Origin of the sequence: Dialister histaminiformans (assembly GCF_900103425.1) — a bacterium.
GTDB classification, from domain to species: domain Bacteria; phylum Bacillota; class Negativicutes; order Veillonellales; family Dialisteraceae; genus Allisonella; species Allisonella histaminiformans.
On sequence record NZ_FMXA01000013.1, the window covers coordinates 1 to 18,025 of the forward strand.

Consider the following 18,025-nt stretch of genomic DNA (forward strand, 5'->3'; position numbering starts at 1 on the left):
GGGGAGACGCTGTTGTTTGGGGAGAACTTCATAAAACTGATTTTGATATTAGTTTTTACTGGGACTAAAAACACACTTTTTGTCCTATAACCCTAAAATCATCCTTCTCTTATAATCAGAATGTGGCCATCCCTCTTTTATCGCCAGACATACGGCCAGCCCCTGCCATGAGCCAGATCTTACCACCTGGGACAGAAGACATGTCCATACCCGCCCCCTTTCCCTTACCTGCTCTTCCCGCATGGATAACCAGCCATGAGCCTATAGGTTATTCTGTCAGCATATCCTGAAAGACTCTCTTCATAGTGACTCTTTCTGACTGCTCAGACACGTTTTGGCATGGATAAAGCCAATCCTTTTCGCCTGTAACGGCAATTATGCGGTTTCTTTTCCCTACTCCCCTCAGAAAATTTCAGATAAAAAAATGCCCCGTTATGCCTGAACATTTATCAGACATAACGAGGCATTCTCTGCCTTACGGCATTTTAGTCATCCAGAATATTATTTCTGTATTCTCTGTAAGCAACTTCCAATGCTTCAATCTTTCTTGTCATTTCCAGCTGGAGCGCAGAAGCTGTGTCATAATCTCTGGCTTCCAGTGCATCCTTCAGTCGGGTGCAGATGGACTTCTTGCCTTCCTTGTCCTTACCCAGTTCGATACGGACAGCCTTGATAGCTTTCCAACGCTTCTTGTCCAGATCGTCATCATCTTCAAGATGCTTGAAGAGGCGGAGTTTTGCCTCTACTGCCGGAATGATGCGGTCTTCCAGTTCATTGGACCAGCGATAAAGGATAGAAGCTACGAAGGAGTCAACGATATCCGCAGTCAGGGTATCCCCTGCAGTCAGCACCTTAACCTTATCCGGGTTAGCACGCATAATCTTGACGTTTTCCCAGACAGTTGCCGGCGGTTTACCGAATTCAGCATCACGTTCTTCATCTGTGAAGTCTTCGAATACATTTTCTTCACAACGATAAGCTCTGCCTTCTTCCAGGTAATCTGCTTTATCTTCCGGCTTCTTGGAGAGTTCAGCCAGAAGTTCAGCCGGGGTCTTACCGGAGGTTACCGCATAACGGATTCCGTCCAGTGCGGTGAGATACAGGCAGGAAGCTGCCAGATAGGTGTTGGTGAACGGATTGGGCGCTCTGAGTTCAAAGCGAGTAGCCTTCGGATTATCAATATCGCGAATCAGACCAATCAGGATGGTTCTGTTTCTGGATGGAACATCCGGAGTGTGACCCAGAGAGGTTACGATACATACGGGAGCTTCAAAGCCTGGCTTCAGACGGTTAAATGCATCCGTGGTAGAGGAAACAAATGGGTTGGTTGCTTCATAATTCTTCAGAATCCCCATAATAAACCCATAACCGATGGTGGACAGGAAATCCGCCTTCATATCTTCCGGTGCCAACAGATTGATTGTCTTGCCGTTCTTAAGACGGGCTACTATACCTACATGGGTATGTTCACCACTCCCCGCAACGCCGATAATCGGCTTAGCGCGGAAGGAAACATCAAGACCATTCTTACGGAAAATTTCGCGAACCACAATGCGGGCTTCCAGTTCATTGTCACCAGCCTGCAGCGGGTTATCACTGAATCTCCAGTCAAGTTCCAGCTGTTCTGCTACGTCTACAATATGTCCATTGTCATCTACATGCGGCTTAATTCCGCCAACTTCCTTATGCCCCATTTCAACGAGCATTCCACGTTTTTCGAGAGCATCTACGGTCTGTTCCATGGCTGTACGAACATTACCGCGCATTCTCTGCCAATACTGTTCCTGTAACTTCTGAGAAATGGAAAGATTCGGAACAGAATGTTTTTCACTTGGTGTCTTTACCCAGAATTCCAGTTCAGTACCGGTGGTAAATATAATATCCTGGATTTCATGGAATGGTACATTTTCCATTCCCTTTACCGGATGGGTGGTGAGCAGCTTCTTAAGTTCAGCCGCTACATAGTCACATGATTTTTTAAGAATAGCTCTGGAATCCACGAATCTGTCATTGTGAAGAAGGAATGCAGGAATACGGAGAGTACCAGTCGGAAGTCCTGTTTCTTCATCCAGGTTTTCATAATTATAATCAATGTACCAGTTTACGCTGCTGTCAGTTACCATATCCACTCTGGCATCATTGAGTGTGGCAATGTTCATAAGCACTACCGAGGAGCCATCGGTCTGTACGGCTCTGCCAGCAAAGAAATCATCATAGTTTTCCTTGAAAATACGAATCGGGATCTTTTCATCTGTATCATTGCCGGCCAGATCGATACCTACAACAGATACAAATTTAATTTCAGGATGCTGTGCAAGGAGGGATAAGACCCCCTCTTTTCCATACTGCCCAGCAGGAATGTAATAGAGTAACTCGTCAGCCATGATATCCTCCTAAGTGATTGGAATCTAGTTCCAGATAAATAAAAATGACTCATCCACTAATGTGAATGAGTCATCTTTGACAGAATTATTAACTTATGGACTAAGTATACGTTATCCGTATTTACTTGTCAAGCTTAATTACAGACTATTTAGCAAGTAATTCACGTACAATGGTACTGATTACCTTACCATCCGCCTTGCCCTTAAGCTTTGCCATACAGGATTTCATAGCGAAACCCATGTTACGCTGTTCTTCCGGTATAGCATTCAAAGTTTCCTGCACAACCTTCCTGATCTCTTCTTCAGAGAGTTCAGCCGGGAGGTATTTCTGTAATACAGCGATTTCAGCATTGGTCTGATTAATCAGATCATCTCTGCCTGAATCAGCAAGTTCAGCGAGAGTTTCCTTACGCTGCTTTACTTCTTTGCGCAGAACGGTAATGACCTGGTCATCATTGAAATTCTGATGACCATTATCAATCTCAGCCTGTCTGATATGTGCCCGCGCCATGCGGATTACATTCAGAGCCAGTTTGCCTTCTGCCTTAGCTTTCATGGCCGATTTCATATCCGCCATAAGCTGTTCCTTAATTGACAATCTAATCACCCGATTACTGATTACTTGAACTTACGTTTTCTTGCTGCTTCAGACTTCAACTTACGTCTTACGCTTGGCTTTTCGTAATGTTCACGCTTTCTTACTTCAGAAAGAACCCCGGCCTTTTGGCAGGAACGTTTAAATCTGCGAAGAGCGCTTTCCAAAGATTCGCCCTTTCTGACCTTAATTTCAGACATGTTATCCCTCCCTCCCAATAAGACGATGGGGTGCTAATGCACACTATCTGATTATAATTTATTGTTCCCTACGTGTCAATTGATGAATTGAAAATCCATCAAAGTTTTTTATAGGCTGCGGAAGATAAAACATGAACTGCCTGTATTTTCCGCTTATTTATCTTCCGGGAATGGCGGCCAGCCCATAGCTTTTCCGCCTATGATATGCGCATGGAAATGGAATACGGTCTGTCCTGCTTCCGCCCCGGTATTGATTACCAGACGGAATCCATTATCTCCCAGTCCTTCCTGTTCAGCAATCTTCTTTACTACCAGGAAAAAGTCGGAAAAATTCTTATTGGTTTCATCGGTAAGTGCAAGAATGTTCTTTACATGCTGGCGCGGAATGAGCAGCACATGAACAGGTGCTGACGGGTTAATATCCCTGAACGCAAACCAGTGGTCATCTTCATAAACCTTTGTACTTGGAATTTCTCCTGCTGCAATCTTGCAGAATAAACAATCTTCCATATTGATTCCTCCCTTGCGCAATTATATACTGACGGCATTCCATACGTTTTCAGAAATCTGCAGATGCCGTATGCTGAAACATGCTTATGATGTTCCTGTTGTTAATTATAACACATTTGCGTTCGCATTTATCTTATTCTATGTTTCCCCCGTTAATTTGTTTTTTATCTTTTAAAGGTCAAATTTGATAAAAATAGTTGAGAAATGAATAAAATCGGACTATAATTATCATAAATTTAAATTTCATTTTCCTCATGCATTGACAACTTTCATATGGAGAATAAGAGATATGTTAATCACCAGAGAAACGGATTATGCAATACGTTTAATTCGCGCGCTTTTTGAAGCAAAATCCAATCGCCTGACCATCAAGGAAATCTGCGACAGTCAGTGTATTCCTCAGAATTTCGTATATAAGATTGCCAAAAAGCTGTCCCGCAAAGATATAATTGCTATCAAACGCGGAGTAAGCGGTGGATGCGTGCTTATCAAGGACCCCCATGATTTTTCACTTTATGATGTAATGGCGGCCATTGATGCGGTACGTCCGGTTTCCGCATGTACGGTTCCCGGCTTTTCCTGCCCTTACAGAGAAAAGAACTGCAACTTCTGCAATGTGCATAATCATCTGGAAGTCATGGAATCCCATCTGCAGGATACACTAAGCAATTTTTCCATATACGATTTGCTGGTCACACCGGCAAAACAATAGCCTGCTGATAATCTGCTATCCATGTAGTTATTCCGCCAACCTGAAAACCAACCTGAAAAGGACTGTGAAAAAATGATCGTTCTCATTTTTTCACAGTCCTTTTTTACTGATTCATATAACGATACCCATTCCGCCTACTTATCTGCCAATCTTTTCAACCGTTCTCCGGCAATAGCAAAAGCAGACAGAGTTTTGGCATCGTGAATATGCCCTTCTCTGATGTCCTCGAACACTTTTTTCAGAGGTATGGCTACCACATTAAGGAATTCACCTTCATCCAGATGCTGATGGGTATGCACCAGATTCTCCGCCAGATACAGGTGAATCAGCTCATTGCAGAATCCAGGTGTAGTATATACATCTCCTAAATGTATCAGCTCACCGGTATACCCAGTTTCTTCTTCCAGTTCCCGACGGGCGCAGGTCAGCCCATCTTCCCCCGGGTCCACCTTGCCTGCCGGAATTTCAAGAAGCACCTTATCCACAGGATACCGATACTGCTCTACAAACAGGACATTTCCATCCTTATCGATTGGAATGATGGCGCTGGCCTCCTGATGGAGTACCACTTCCCGATGTACCCGCCTGCCGGCCAGGTCCGCTTCATCTGTATACACCTTTATCAGATGTCCCTCAAAGACAGTTTTTCTGCTGATACGCTTTTCCTTCACTATACTCATATTACGACCCTGTACTTCCGATTCCACCTTCCCGTTTGCCGGAAGCGTTATCATCGTCAGCTTTCAGGTAAGCGGTAAAAATCCCTTGAGCAATGCGATCCCCTTTATTTACATGGAATACTTTATCCGTCATATTCAGCAGGGCTACCATAATATGGCCTTCATTATCCGGATTATTGTAATAATCCGCGTCAATGATTCCGGTACTGTTCGCCAGCATAATACCATGTTTGATTCCCATACTGGAACGAATATGGATGCTGAGATACTCTCCTGCCCCCATATATGCTTTTACTCCAGTAGGAATTACCGTCACTTTACCTGGCAGCAGATCCACATCGGCAGCACTTTCTATATCATACCCTGCGCTTTTTTCTGTTTTTCTTACCGGCAGATGGATATCCTGTCCGGCAAAGGCCGATACAACTTCAAATCCTCTTGTCATCTTTTATTATTCTCCATGAGCAATGCTTTTCTGGACAGATTGATACGGCCCTTGTCATCGATTTCAATGACCTTGACCATAATCTCATCCCCTTCATGCACTACATCTTCCGGTTTTTCCACTCTGTGCATTGCCAGCTGAGAAACATGAACCAGACCTTCCTTACCCGGAAGGATTTCCACAAAGGCGCCAAACTTCATCAGCCGGGTTACTTTGCCGAGATAGGTTTCTCCTACCTTCACTTCATGAGTCAGGCTTTCCACAATCTTTCTGGCCTGCTGCGCAGCCGATTCATCTTCCGACGCAATATATACGCGTCCATCTTCTTCAATGTCCATCTTGACACCGGTTTCCGCAATAATCTTATTGATGGTCTTACCGCCGGTACCGATGACATCACGAATCTTGTCTACCGGTATGGTCATGGTAATAATCTTCGGAGCATACTTGGACAGATGGTCTGCCGGCTTATCAATGCATGCCGCCATCTTGCCGAGGATGAACAGACGGCCCTTTCTGGCCTGCTGAAGCGCGGACAGGAGAATATCACGGGAAAGTCCGTGAATCTTGATATCCATCTGAATGGCGGTAACGCCTTTTGCTGTGCCCGCTACCTTGAAATCCATATCGCCAAGGGCGTCTTCCATGCCCTGGATATCGGTCAGAATAGTAAAATGTTCTCCTTCCTTAACCAGACCCATAGCAATACCGGCTACCGGAGCCTTAATCGGAACACCTGCGTTCATGAGGGACAGTGTGCTTCCGCATACGGACGCCTGGGAAGAAGAGCCATTGGATTCAAGAATTTCAGAAACCACACGGATGGCATAAGGGAATTCTTCTACCGATGGGATTACCGGAACCAGGGCTCTTTCTGCCAGAGCGCCATGACCGATTTCACGGCGTCCAGGACCACGGGACCCCTTGGTTTCCCCTACACTGTATGACGGGAAATTATACTGATGGATATATCTCTTTTCTTTTATGGTTGTCAGATCATCGATAATCTGTGTTTCAGACATCGGTGCCAGAGTTGTAATGGTCAGCGCCTGTGTCTGTCCACGGGTGAACAGGGCTGAACCATGAACCCTTGGAAGAAGTCCTACTTCGCAGGTAATTGGACGGATTTCATCCAATGCACGTCCATCCGGACGAATCTTATCTACGGAAATCATATGTCTGACAATGGACTTTGTCAGATGATCAAGGCATGCGTCCACATCGGCTGCATTGTCCGGATAAATTTCCTTAAAGTGTTCTTCCGCTTCCTTCCGGACTTCTGCCATATGTGCTTCACGTGTCAGCTTATCTGGATTAAAAATAGCATCCTTAAGCGGACCGGCAGCGTAATCATGAATCGCCTGTTCGATATCTGCCGGAATTTCCGGGAATACCAGTTCCATCTTTGGTTTTCCTGCTTCCGCAACAATCTGCTTCTGGAAGGCAACCAGTTTCTTAATGGCCTCATGGCCAAACATAATGGCATCAAGGACCTGTTCTTCCGGAACTTCTTTTGCGCCGCCTTCCACCATGAGGATTGCCGTTTCAGAACCGGCAACCGTTATGTTCATGGAAGAAGCCGCCAGCTGTTCCTGTGTTGGGTTGATGACATACTGGCCATCTACACAGCCTACACGGACGCCGGCAATTGGTCCATCCCATGGAATATTGGAAATAGCCAGAGAAGCGGATGCCCCCAGCATTCCGCACAATTCAGGCGCATTATCCTGTTCAACAGACAGTACAGTAGCTACTACATGAACGTCATGTCTGCATCTCTTATCAAACAACGGACGAATAGGACGGTCAATGAGGCGTGCATTTAAAATGGCAGAGTTTCCCGGACGACCTTCTCTTCTGAGGAATCCTCCCGGCATCTTCCCCACCGCATACATTTTTTCTTCATAATCCACTGTAAGGGGGAAGAAGTCGGTTCCTTCTCTGGCTTCCTTGCTGATTGTAGAAGTGACCAGTACCACTGTATCCCCGTATCTGACCAGAACTGCTCCGCTTGCCTGTTTTGCCATTTTGCCGGTTTCAATTACCAGTTTACGGCCGGCCAGCTCCATTTCAAATGTTTTGAACATTCCATGTTCCTCCTATATACCACTTTTATCATATTGTTTCATTATACCACGAGTATATGGATAAAATACACTTTACAGATCCCTGCCATGTCCTGGGGATAAAACAGATCCAGGTGACTTTATCTGCCTCTGCGCGGCCCTTTGCCCATAAAACAAAATACGCATAAAAAAGAAGGCTGTCCGGCATTTCAACCGGTTCAACCTCCTTTATATGATTATTCCTTCATCAGCTCATGGGCTCTGCTGACGCCCTGGCGAATCTTCTCACAACTCTGATTAAACTGTTCTCTTTCTTCTTCTGTGAGGTCATATTCCAGTACTTTCTCAATGCCGTTCTGACCTACTACCGCAGGAACACCTGCACATATTCCTGTATGTCCATATTCCCCGTGAAGCGGTGCGCTGAGCATAAAGATTTTCTTATCATCAGCAAATACGGCCCGGGCAATGGATGCGGCTACTGCGCCGATACCAAATTCTGTACAGCCTTTTCCCTTATAGATTCTTCTGGCTGTATCCAGAATATGCTTTCTGGCCTGTTCCCGGTCTATATGGATACCAAATTCTCTGGCAGCCTTTTCAAAAGGCTGTCCCATAAAATCGATATGTGACCAGGGAATCATCTGGCTGTCGCCATGTTCCCCCATGACAAGTCCGTCGAAGGAGTTATGATCCAGTCCGGTAAGCTGGGAAAGATAATCGGTCAATCGGGCAGAATCCAGGCTGGTTCCTGTACCAAACACATGTCCTTCCGGCAGAATGCCTGATTCCGATATAACCTGAGTAATTACATCACAGGGATTGGCCACATTGATAAACACCCCGGAGAAACCGCTGGCCTGGACCTTTTCCATACAGGAGATAATCAGTCGGGCTGTAAAAATCAGTTCATTATCCCGGTTTTCTGCGCTCATGCTCGTCTTTCCTGCGGTATTGATGATTATTCCACAATCCCCCAGTTCCGGATATCCTGCACTTTCATAATGCACTTTCCCCGGCATGAATTTCACTGCATCATTCAGGTCCTGAACCTGGCTGGCCGCAGCGATTTCATTAATATCGCATATTTTGACAATATCCGCAGCATCCAGCATTCCGGCTGCATACGCAATGTGTGATCCAACATGTCCTGCCCCAATAATTCCCAAAATTCTTTTATGCATAGCTGCCTCCTGTTGTTTTACCTGTGCTAAAGCACAACCTCACCTGAAAAAACATGCACATAAACAGATCGCCTGAGATATTATATTAGCAAAAAAAGAGATGGGAATAAAATCCTCATCTCTTTTTTATAATTACTTAATGCGCAGACCAAGCTTTTCGCCGAGAGCTCTGTAACGGTTAATATCCTTCTTCTGCAGGTATGCGAGAAGGTTTCTACGACGGCCAACCATCTTGAGCAGGCCACGACGGGAATGATGATCCTTCTTGTGGGACTTCAGATGTTCGGTCAGAAGAGCAATTCTCTTGGAAAGCATAGCAATCTGTACTTCCGGAGAGCCTGTGTCACCTGGATGTACTGCATAAGCGGTCATGATTTCTTTTTTCTGTTCAGCTGTTAACATAATCTTTTCCTCCTGAAATATAAATAGCCATATCTGGGTCAACGTTGGAGATTCGTTTAACTCAGGTACAGTTCAACCTTTTAGATTATACATGCCGCCTCTGTTTTTTTCAAGTGTTCCCGGAAAATTCTGTCGTTTTACTGATATTCTGTAAAACCCGTCATTCCTCAGACAGCAGCGGCATCGGCTCCGCCTGTGATTATTTCCCGCCAAGCATCATGCGGTCGCTCACATCATCAGTTACTTCTTCAAATTTTCTGAGAAGCATATCTATTGTCAGCTCTTTTTTCTGTTCCGCATTATAATCTGCAATGATTTTCCCATCATTCATCATAATCAGACGGTTTCCCAGTCGAAGGGCGTCTCTCATATTATGAGTAATCATAAGGGTCGTCAGCTTCTGTTCCGTAACAATCTGATTGACCAGATTAAGTACGGTCTCCGCTGTTTTCGGATCCAGCGCAGCCGTAGGTTCATCCAGCAGAAGAACTTCCGGGCGGCGCATGGTGGCCATAAGCAGCGTTACCGCCTGGCGCTGTCCGCCGGAAAACAGACCGATTCTCGCCGTCATCCGGTTTTCCAGTCCAAGTCCCAGTCGGGCTACCAGGTTCTGATAATACTGTTCTCTGCTCGGTGTAAATGCCCAGCGGAGTCTGTGGCAAAGTCCGCGCCGGTCAGCCAGCATCAGATTTTCCTGAAGCTGCATCCCTGCTGCTGTCCCCTTCATCGGATCCTGGAAAACGCGGCCGATATATTTAGCCCGTTTGTATTCAGGCATTCTGGTAACATCCTTGCCATCAATTTCAATCAGTCCCTCATCCGGGATAAGTGCGCCTGCAATCAGGTTAAGCAGTGTACTCTTTCCTGCGCCATTACTTCCGATAACCGTGCAGAAATCCCCATCATTCATTGTCAGTGAAATTCCCCGAATCGCTTTCTTTTCATTCACTGTGCCCTTAAAGAAGGTCTTTTTAACATCTGTTACTTTCAGCATAACCTCAACCTTCCTTTCCCGCAGCGATATGCGTCTTAATCAGCGGCATAGACAGTGCCAATACTACCACAACGGCAGTAAAGAGCTTTAAGTCATTCGGTTCCATGCCCATGTAAAGAACCACAGCAATGATAACCCGGTAAATCACAGAACCAACCATAACCGCAATAAGGGATGTCTTAAAGGAGGTCGCATTCAGCACCACTTCACCGATAATGATAGACGCAAGGCCGATAACCAGCGTACCAATCCCCATGCCTACATCTGCGAATCCGTTATTCTGTGCCACTACAGCGCCACAGGCACTAATAAGACCGTTGCTGAGCAGCAGTCCCAGAATAGTCATGGTGTCTGTATTTACCCCCTGCGCTCTCATCATATGCACATTAAATCCGGTAGCGCGGATGCACATGCCTAGTTCTGTGCCGAAAAACCAGTATACCCACAGCACCAGTACAAGAATCAATCCACCAGATACTACCAGAGCCGCAACGGAACTTCCACAGTCCAGAAACCGGGAAGCCAGTCGGAAAATCGTATCTGTGCGGAGCAGGGATACATTCGCCTTACCCATAATATGCAGATTGATGGAATACAGTGCAATCATAGTCAGAATTCCTGCCAGGATTGCGGGAATCTTAAGCTTTGTATACAGAATACCTGTAACCGCACCTGCCACCATGCCACCGATAACTGCTGCCACAATGGCCAGCCACGGAGACACTCCGGCCACCACCATGGTAGCCGCTATAGCTCCCCCGAGAGGGAAGCTCCCTTCACATGTCATATCCGGAACATCCAGAATTCGAAAGGAAAGAAATACCCCCAGGGACAGGATAGCCCACATAAGCCCCTGTGCCCCTGTAGAAATCGCCAGATCCATTTATATACCCCCAGAATGAAAAAGGGTCTGAATCGCCCTTTTCCCTGTAAAAAAAGGAACTTCCGTATAACGTCCGGAAGTTCCTGATACCCTCAGTATAACCAGCCGCGCAGTCTGTTTTTCATTTGCACAGGACCAGCGGCTATACTCAGATTAACTTAGCTCTGTCAAGAACGGACTGCGGAACTTTGATTCCCAGCTTATCCATTTCGGCCTTGTTAATATACAGATGTGTGACAGGTGCACCCTCTACAGGAAGATCCTTGACTTCCTTCTTCCCTTCCAGAATGTCCGCTGCCATCTCGCCAGCCCTATGCCCAATATCATAGAAGCTGATAGATTCCGAAGCGAAAGCTCCATTCTTTACATGCCCCACTTCTGCGCCATATACAGGAATATGGCCTCTGTCAGCCACAGACATCAGAGTCGGTATGGAAGATGCCACTACATTGTCTGTTGGAACGTAAATCGCATCCACCTTGCCAAGGAAGCCTTCAGCTACCTGCTGAATATCATTTACATTGTTGACAGTGAGTTCCTTAACCTGGATTCCCATTGACTTACATGCCTTCTTCAGATCGGCAACCTGAACCACGGAATTAGCTTCGCTGGAGTTATACAGAACCCCAAGAGTCTTAATATCCGGCTGGATTTCCTTAATCAATGCCAGCTGTTTATCCAATGGCGCTCTGTCTGATGTACCGGTTACATTGCTATCCGGATGAGCTTCATCATTCATAAGCTTAGCTGAGGTATAGCTGGTAATCGCTGTCCCTACAATCGGAATGGTATCCGTCGCATTGGCCATAGCCTGCGCTGCCGGCGTAGAGATTGCGCAAATCAGATCTACATTGCCGGAAACAAAGCGAGACGCAATCGAATTGAGATTTGACTGATCCCCCTGCGCGTTCTGCTGATCAATTTCTACCTTATCGCCCAGACCACGTTCATTCAGTGCGGCTACAAATCCCTTGTTGGCTTCATCAAGGGCCGGATGCTGTACAATCTGTACAATTCCTACTTTTTTCTTTCCCTGTGCTGAATCGGTACCACAGCCTGAAATGAAGCCTGCCATCATGGTTCCCACAACGGCCGCTGCCAGTACCTTTTTCCACTTATTTCCTACCATTCTACTTTTCCTCCCATAATTACAATTATTCTCCGCTTCACGGCTCAGGCCGGCCCCTTCACTTGCACCTGATTAGCAGAGACTCTTATGTATTGCGAGTATTATAGCACAGAAGTGCCATAAAAAGAAGAGACATCTCCTGAATGAAGGCACTAAAAAATAGATGCGATAAAATCACATCTATTTTCTATGCTTCATTATTCAGCTGTGTGAGCTGCTACAACGGACTTTCCTTTATAGAAACCGCATTCTGGGCAAACCCTATGAGGCATCTTCAGTGCGTGGCACTGTGGACATTCCACCAGTCCCGGGACTGTCAGCTTCCAGTTAGCACGTCTCTTGTCGCGACGGGACTTGGAATTTTTTCTCTTTGGACTTGGCATTTCGGCACCTCCTTACCGCTCGGATTACTCCGTTATTTTCGGTTCACGATTCTGTAACCGCTCCCCACTCATCGTTCTCACGAAGAAAATTATCAACTTCAATATTATACGAAGTGGCGCAGTTTTTGTCAATAACCTTCTGCGTTAGTCTGCAAACTCTTCGCGAACCGTACTGATCAACGCATCAAAATCATTCAGCCAGCCAAGCACCTGCTCTATCATATAGGGTATAGCCTGCCTGCCACGCGTTGTAATGGTATAGATTCTTCTGCTTCGTTTATCAGGAGAATCCCATTGGCTTTTTACAAATCCCTTATCTTCCAGCAACCGAAGAACCGGATAGAGCTCATTGGGATTCGGCTTATAAGTATTATGTGTTCTGGCAAATATATCTTTTTCCAGCCGATTTCCATAGCTGTTGGATTCCGAAAGAAGTTTCAGTACAAATGTTGCTGTAAGCAATCTTTTCCACTGACGTCGGGTAACAAGTTCATTAATGTCTTCTACCCAGGGTGCTACTTTTTCCTTCTCGTCTTTTTTGTAGTCTGCCATGATGAATCACCCTTTCTGACTTATGCCAAACTTTGAACTGAAGGCTTTGCCTGTATTATAGAGTATTTTTACAATTTCATCAATAATTTTACATGGGAATAAGGTTCTGATACCTGAATTCCTCCAGGATAAGCTATATCTTCCTTAATCACTTACTCTGACCGGTCTGATGAATGACCATCTGTTTTTCATCCTTGCGCATACGGAAGAAATTATACACGTTTTCCGCTACTTTCCGGTTCATTCCCTTTGCCTGTGTCAATTCCTCGACAGAAGCCTTTTTCATCTCATCCAGAGAACGGAATGCGTGCCACAGTGCCTTTCGTCTTGCCGGCCCTACCCCTTCAATATGGTCCAGTATGGATTCCGTATTGCGCTTGGCATGCCACTGTCTGTGATAAGTAATGACAAACCGATGCGCCTCATCCCGGATATACTGAAGAAGTTGCAATGCCGGTTCATGCCGGTCCAGAACAATGGGTTCATCGCTATCTTCCACATAGATTTCTTCCATGCGCTTGGCCAGTCCGATAACCGGTGCATCTACACCGCACCCGCGAATGACCGGAATAGCCGCATTCATCTGAGGCAAGCCGCCATCCAGAACTATCAGATCCGGTTCCGGCCAGTCTTTCTCTGTGCCATACCGCCGTTCCATAACCTCGGCCATAGACTTAAAATCATCAGGTTTCCCCTGTGTGGTGCGAAGTTTAAATTTCCTGTATTCCTTCTTCGCCGGACGCCCCTGTTCAAATACCACCATGGACCCCGTGGTTTCCGCCCCCTGATTATGCGAAATATCGAAGCATTCCATCCGTTCCGGAAGCCGGGGCAAATGAAGGAGTACCTTCAGCTTTTTCAATGCTCCCGCCTCCCGGGCATCCTGATATGCCCACTGCAGCTTTTTATCCTTCAAATATTTAGCTGCATTTTCCATAGCCATATCTTTCAGCCCGCGCTTAAATCCTCTCTCCGGAACGACAACTTCTACATGACTGCCTCTCCTGTCAGAAAGCCATTCTTCCAGAAGCTTCTGCTCCTCTGGAAGCACAGGAACCAGTACACATTTCGGTATAATGGCCGCATTGGCTCCATAAAAATCCTTTATAAATGCCGCAATGATTTCCTCATCTGTTTCTTCCTGGCTTTCGGGAATATTGAAATTTTCCTTGCCAATCATTTTTCCATATCGTACATAAAAAATCTCAATGGCCGAATGCCCGCCATCCCGCGCCAGGCCAATTACATCAAAATCTCCGTCCTTAGCTACGATATTCTGCCTTTGCTGCACACTCATAATGGCCCGGATCTGATCTCTGAACAGGGCGGCCTTCTCATACTCCATCCGTTCAGAAGCTCTGCGCATATCCTGCTCCAGCGTACGGACGAGTTCCGTGTTCTTTCCTTCAAAAATATCACATATGGCCTTTACATATTCCATATATTTCTCATGACTGATTTTCCCGCAGCAGGGACCGGTACAAAGCCCCAGGTAATATTGAAGACAGGGTCTGTCCACGCGCATGCTCCGGCATGTCCTTATCGGAAACCGCCTTTCAATAAGGCGCAGAGCCCTCCGCAGACCGCCTACATCGGTAAACGGACCATAATACCGGGAAAATCCATCGCGCTTCAGGTTTCTTGTCACAAAGATGCGGGGCCATTCTTCACCGGTAATTTTCACATACGGATACGTCTTATCATCCCGCAGGGAAATGTTGTATTTCGGATGCAGTTCCTTTATCAGGTTGCATTCCAGAATCAGCGCCTCCATCTCCGTATTGGTCATGGTAATATCCAGATCGTCCGCGTGCCTTATCATGGCAGCCACTTTGGGTGACCGGTTCTTATCTTCCCGTACATAGGAGCGTACACGATTTTTTAAATTGACCGCCTTGCCAACATAGATAACCCTGCCATTCTTATCTTTCCACCGGTATACACCGGGAGTCGTAGGCAGTGATTCTACTTTGGCGCGGATTTTGTCATTGACATCAATCATTCTTCTCCCTTTCCATAAATTTCTTCGTTCTGTCCATAACTATCCGGAGATACTGTCCAGTATAGGATTTTTTCTCACGGCATATGTCTTCCGGAGTGCCGACCGCGACAATCTCGCCGCCCCAGTCGCCCCCTTCCGGACCCAGATCAATGATGTAGTCTGCTACTTTGATCACATCCAGGTTATGTTCAATAACCACTACCGTGTTACCGGCATCGACCAGCTTCTGAAGCACCAGCAGCAGTTTACGTATATCCTCTGAATGAAGGCCTGTTGTCGGTTCATCCAGGATATACAGGGTATCCCCGGTATTTCTCCTCATCAGTTCTGTTGCCAGCTTTACACGCTGCGCCTCCCCGCCTGACATGGTAGTCGCCGGTTGTCCCAGATGGATGTATCCCAGCCCCACTTCCTGCATTGTTTCCAGTTTCCGCAGGATTTTAGGATGGTTTTCAAAGAAAGGAATCGCTTCATCCACTGTCATATTCAGTACATCATAAATATTCTTTCCTTTATAATGGACTTCCAGTGTTTCCCGGTTATACCGCGCGCCATGACATACTTCGCAGGGCACATAGACATCGGAAAGAAACTGCATTTCAATCTTTATGATGCCATCCCCATGACAGGCTTCACATCGTCCACCTTTTACATTGAAGCTGAACCGCCCCGGCTTATAGCCTCTCATCTTGGCCTCCGAGGTCTGGCTGAACAGTTCACGTATATCGCTGAAAACTCCTACATAGGTGGCCGGATTGGATCTTGGCGTACGTCCAATGGGCTGCTGATCAATATTAATTATTTTATCAATATATTCCGCTCCGCGTATTTCCCGGCATTTCCCGGCTCCAAAAGGCGTCTTATTCAGCTTATTGGACAGGCCTTTGAAAAGAATATCATTTACCAGCGTACTCTTGCCTGAACCAGATTCACCGGTAACCACAGTAAATGCCCCCAGAGGAATGGATACATCAATATTTTTAAGGTTATGTTCCTGAGCTCCGAGGACCTGCAGGAAAAGGCCATTACCCTTTCTGCGATGTTCTGGAAGCGGTATATACTTCTTCCCTGATAGATACAGACCGGTAATGGAAGCCGGATTGGCCTCAATTTCCTGCGGTGTTCCTTCCGCCATTACCCGGCCGCCGTTGTCGCCGGCTCCTGGGCCAATATCCACAACCCAGTCAGCGGCCCGGATGGTATCTTCATCGTGTTCCACCACAATGACCGTATTTCCCAGATTGCGCATCCCCTTCAATGTGGCAATCAGCCGGTCATTATCCCGCTGATGAAGCCCGATGGATGGTTCATCCAGTATGTACAGTACCCCTACCAGCCCTGAGCCAATCTGCGTAGCCAGACGTATTCTCTGCGCTTCGCCGCCGGAAAGCGTTGCCGCACTTCTTGCCAGGGTAAGATAATCCAGCCCTACATTGACCATGAAGGTGAGCCGATTTCTGATTTCCTTCAGAATCTGAGCGGCAATAATCTTTTCTTTTTCTGTCATTTCGACATGACGGAAAAAGTCCAGAAGCGCGCTGACTGACATGGCTGAAATTTCTGCAATGTTCTTATTTCCTATTTTGAATGCCAGGATTTCAGGCTTCAGCCTGGCCCCGTGGCAGACCGGGCATGGACGTTCCACCAGATATTCCGCCAGATCTTCTTTCATCTTATCTGTAAACGCTTCTTCATATCGCCTTTTTACCATGGGTATGATGCCTTCAAACATACGGGTATACTGCTTTACTTCGCCGCGCATATTCTCGTATTCAAAATCCAGCGGATCTCCGCCCCCATACATAAAGACGTCTTTGGCTTCTGGGGAAAAATCATTAAAACAGCTATCCATGGTCAGGTCGTAATGTTTAAGCAGTGCCCCCAGCTGACGCATGAGCCAGCTATCCGGATTTACCGGAAATGGCCGTATGGCCCCCTGGCGGAAGGATATGTCCTTATCTGGCATCACCCGATCAAAATCCACTTCAAGGGATGACCCCAGGCCTGTGCAGGCAGGACATGCCCCCAGAGGATTGTTGAATGAGAATATTCTTGGCTCCGGTTTGGGCAGGGAAATCCCACATTCCGGACAGGCGAAATGAACGCTGAACATATGATCCTCTCCGCCGATTTCATTGACAATCACCATACCATTGCCAAGCTGCAGTGCTGTTTCCACCGAATCGGTAAGCCTCTTGGTGATTCCTTCCTTTATGATGATACGGTCAACCACTACTTCAATCGTATGTTTTTTTGTTTTTTCCAGAATAATATCATCAGCCAGAATCCGGATGGCTCCATCCACACGTACACGAACATATCCTTCCCGGCGAAGCTGTTCAAGCAGCTTCTTGTGCGTCCCTTTTTTGCCAAATGCCACCGGCCCCAGAATCATAATCTTCGTGCGCGGTTCCATGTCCTCTACTGCATCCACAATCTGATCCACGGTCTGTCTCTTTATAGGCTTTCCACACCGGGGACAGAACGCACGGCTCGCATGGGCAAACAGCATACGAAGATAATCATGGATTTCCGTCACCGTGCCTACTGTGGATCTTGGATTATGGCTTGTCGATTTCTGATCGATGGATATGGCCGGAGACAGCCCTTCAATTTTATCTACATCAGGCTTATTCATCTGACCGAGAAACTGCCGGGCATAGGCAGAGAGTGACTCTACGTATTTACGCTGTCCTTCTGCATAAATGGTGTCAAAGGCCAGGGACGATTTTCCCGATCCCGACAATCCACTGAATACAATCAGCTTATTTCTCGGGAGTGTCAGGCTGATATTCTGCAGATTATTCTGTCTTGCCCCCTGAATAACGATTCCTTTTTCCATAAGACCTCCATGGGAATATAAAAGGGGATACAAAACCCTATATGGTTTTCCCCCTTTAATAT

General features: G+C 46.4%; 17 protein-coding genes. 1 reads left to right on the forward strand and 16 read right to left on the reverse strand.

Going from position 1 to position 18,025, the window contains the following annotated elements:
• Window positions 1-485: 485 nt before the first annotated feature.
• The 4 genes from BLQ79_RS05495 to BLQ79_RS05510 all read right to left on the reverse strand — a co-directional run bounded on the left by BLQ79_RS05495 (window position 486) and on the right by BLQ79_RS05510 (window position 3,689).
• Window positions 486-2,384: a type I glutamate--ammonia ligase gene (locus BLQ79_RS05495; protein WP_091364626.1), complete on the reverse strand. Its 1,899-nt coding sequence runs from the start codon at window positions 2,382-2,384 to the stop codon at window positions 486-488.
• A gap of 145 nt (window positions 2,385-2,529) precedes the next feature.
• Entirely contained in the window at window positions 2,530-2,982 is a 453-nt protein-coding gene (locus tag BLQ79_RS05500) for a GatB/YqeY domain-containing protein (protein WP_091364627.1), read from the reverse strand.
• Window positions 2,983-3,002: 20 nt separating this feature from the next.
• Window positions 3,003-3,179, reverse strand: a complete 177-nt coding sequence (gene rpsU / locus BLQ79_RS05505; RefSeq protein WP_091364629.1) for a 30S ribosomal protein S21 — start codon at window positions 3,177-3,179, stop codon at window positions 3,003-3,005.
• Window positions 3,180-3,332: 153 nt separating this feature from the next.
• The gene (locus tag BLQ79_RS05510; RefSeq protein WP_091364631.1) at window positions 3,333-3,689 is read right to left on the reverse strand and encodes a histidine triad nucleotide-binding protein; all 357 of its coding nucleotides are present in this window, start codon (window positions 3,687-3,689) and stop codon (window positions 3,333-3,335) included.
• A 289-nt stretch (window positions 3,690-3,978) separates the two neighbouring features.
• On the opposite strand from BLQ79_RS05510, the gene BLQ79_RS05515 reads away from it, so the two are divergent.
• Window positions 3,979-4,401 carry an RrF2 family transcriptional regulator gene (locus BLQ79_RS05515; protein ID WP_091364633.1) on the forward strand — a complete coding sequence of 141 codons (423 nt, stop codon included), beginning with the start codon at window positions 3,979-3,981 and terminating at the stop codon, window positions 4,399-4,401.
• A 134-nt stretch (window positions 4,402-4,535) separates the two neighbouring features.
• On the opposite strand, the gene BLQ79_RS05520 is transcribed toward BLQ79_RS05515, so the two are convergent.
• From BLQ79_RS05520 to uvrA, 12 genes are all read right to left on the reverse strand, one after another.
• Window positions 4,536-5,081, reverse strand: a complete 546-nt coding sequence (locus BLQ79_RS05520; protein WP_091364635.1) for an NUDIX hydrolase — start codon at window positions 5,079-5,081, stop codon at window positions 4,536-4,538.
• A 1-nt stretch (window position 5,082) separates the two neighbouring features.
• On the reverse strand, window positions 5,083-5,526 hold the full coding sequence (dut, locus tag BLQ79_RS05525) for a dUTP diphosphatase (protein ID WP_091364637.1): 444 nt from the start codon (window positions 5,524-5,526) through the stop codon (window positions 5,083-5,085).
• Window positions 5,523-7,613 (reverse strand): polyribonucleotide nucleotidyltransferase, encoded by a 2,091-nt coding sequence (locus BLQ79_RS05530; RefSeq protein ID WP_091364639.1) that lies wholly within the window; start codon window positions 7,611-7,613, stop codon window positions 5,523-5,525. Before BLQ79_RS05530 ends, dut begins: the two co-directional genes overlap by 4 nt.
• A gap of 215 nt (window positions 7,614-7,828) precedes the next feature.
• Window positions 7,829-8,776: a lactate/malate family dehydrogenase gene (locus BLQ79_RS05535; protein WP_091364640.1), complete on the reverse strand. Its 948-nt coding sequence runs from the start codon at window positions 8,774-8,776 to the stop codon at window positions 7,829-7,831.
• A gap of 132 nt (window positions 8,777-8,908) precedes the next feature.
• Entirely contained in the window at window positions 8,909-9,178 is a 270-nt protein-coding gene (rpsO, locus tag BLQ79_RS05540) for a 30S ribosomal protein S15 (RefSeq protein WP_091364643.1), read from the reverse strand.
• Window positions 9,179-9,377: 199 nt separating this feature from the next.
• Window positions 9,378-10,172: an ABC transporter ATP-binding protein gene (locus tag BLQ79_RS05545; protein ID WP_091364645.1), complete on the reverse strand. Its 795-nt coding sequence runs from the start codon at window positions 10,170-10,172 to the stop codon at window positions 9,378-9,380.
• 4 nt (window positions 10,173-10,176) lie between these two features.
• The gene (locus tag BLQ79_RS05550; protein ID WP_091364647.1) at window positions 10,177-11,055 is read right to left on the reverse strand and encodes an ABC transporter permease; all 879 of its coding nucleotides are present in this window, start codon (window positions 11,053-11,055) and stop codon (window positions 10,177-10,179) included.
• Between the two features lie 148 nt (window positions 11,056-11,203).
• Window positions 11,204-12,184, reverse strand: a complete 981-nt coding sequence (locus tag BLQ79_RS05555; RefSeq protein WP_091364648.1) for an ABC transporter substrate-binding protein — start codon at window positions 12,182-12,184, stop codon at window positions 11,204-11,206.
• Between the two features lie 197 nt (window positions 12,185-12,381).
• Window positions 12,382-12,567: a 50S ribosomal protein L32 gene (rpmF, locus tag BLQ79_RS05560; protein WP_091364650.1), complete on the reverse strand. Its 186-nt coding sequence runs from the start codon at window positions 12,565-12,567 to the stop codon at window positions 12,382-12,384.
• Window positions 12,568-12,711: 144 nt separating this feature from the next.
• Complete coding sequence (locus BLQ79_RS05565) at window positions 12,712-13,119, reverse strand: PadR family transcriptional regulator (protein WP_091364653.1); 408 nt, start codon at window positions 13,117-13,119, stop codon at window positions 12,712-12,714.
• Between the two features lie 148 nt (window positions 13,120-13,267).
• The gene (uvrC, locus tag BLQ79_RS05570; protein WP_091364655.1) at window positions 13,268-15,121 is read right to left on the reverse strand and encodes an excinuclease ABC subunit UvrC; all 1,854 of its coding nucleotides are present in this window, start codon (window positions 15,119-15,121) and stop codon (window positions 13,268-13,270) included.
• The gene (gene uvrA / locus BLQ79_RS05575; protein WP_091364657.1) at window positions 15,114-17,963 is read right to left on the reverse strand and encodes an excinuclease ABC subunit UvrA; all 2,850 of its coding nucleotides are present in this window, start codon (window positions 17,961-17,963) and stop codon (window positions 15,114-15,116) included. The genes uvrC and uvrA overlap by 8 nt, the downstream gene beginning before the upstream one ends.
• Window positions 17,964-18,025 lie beyond the last annotated feature (62 nt).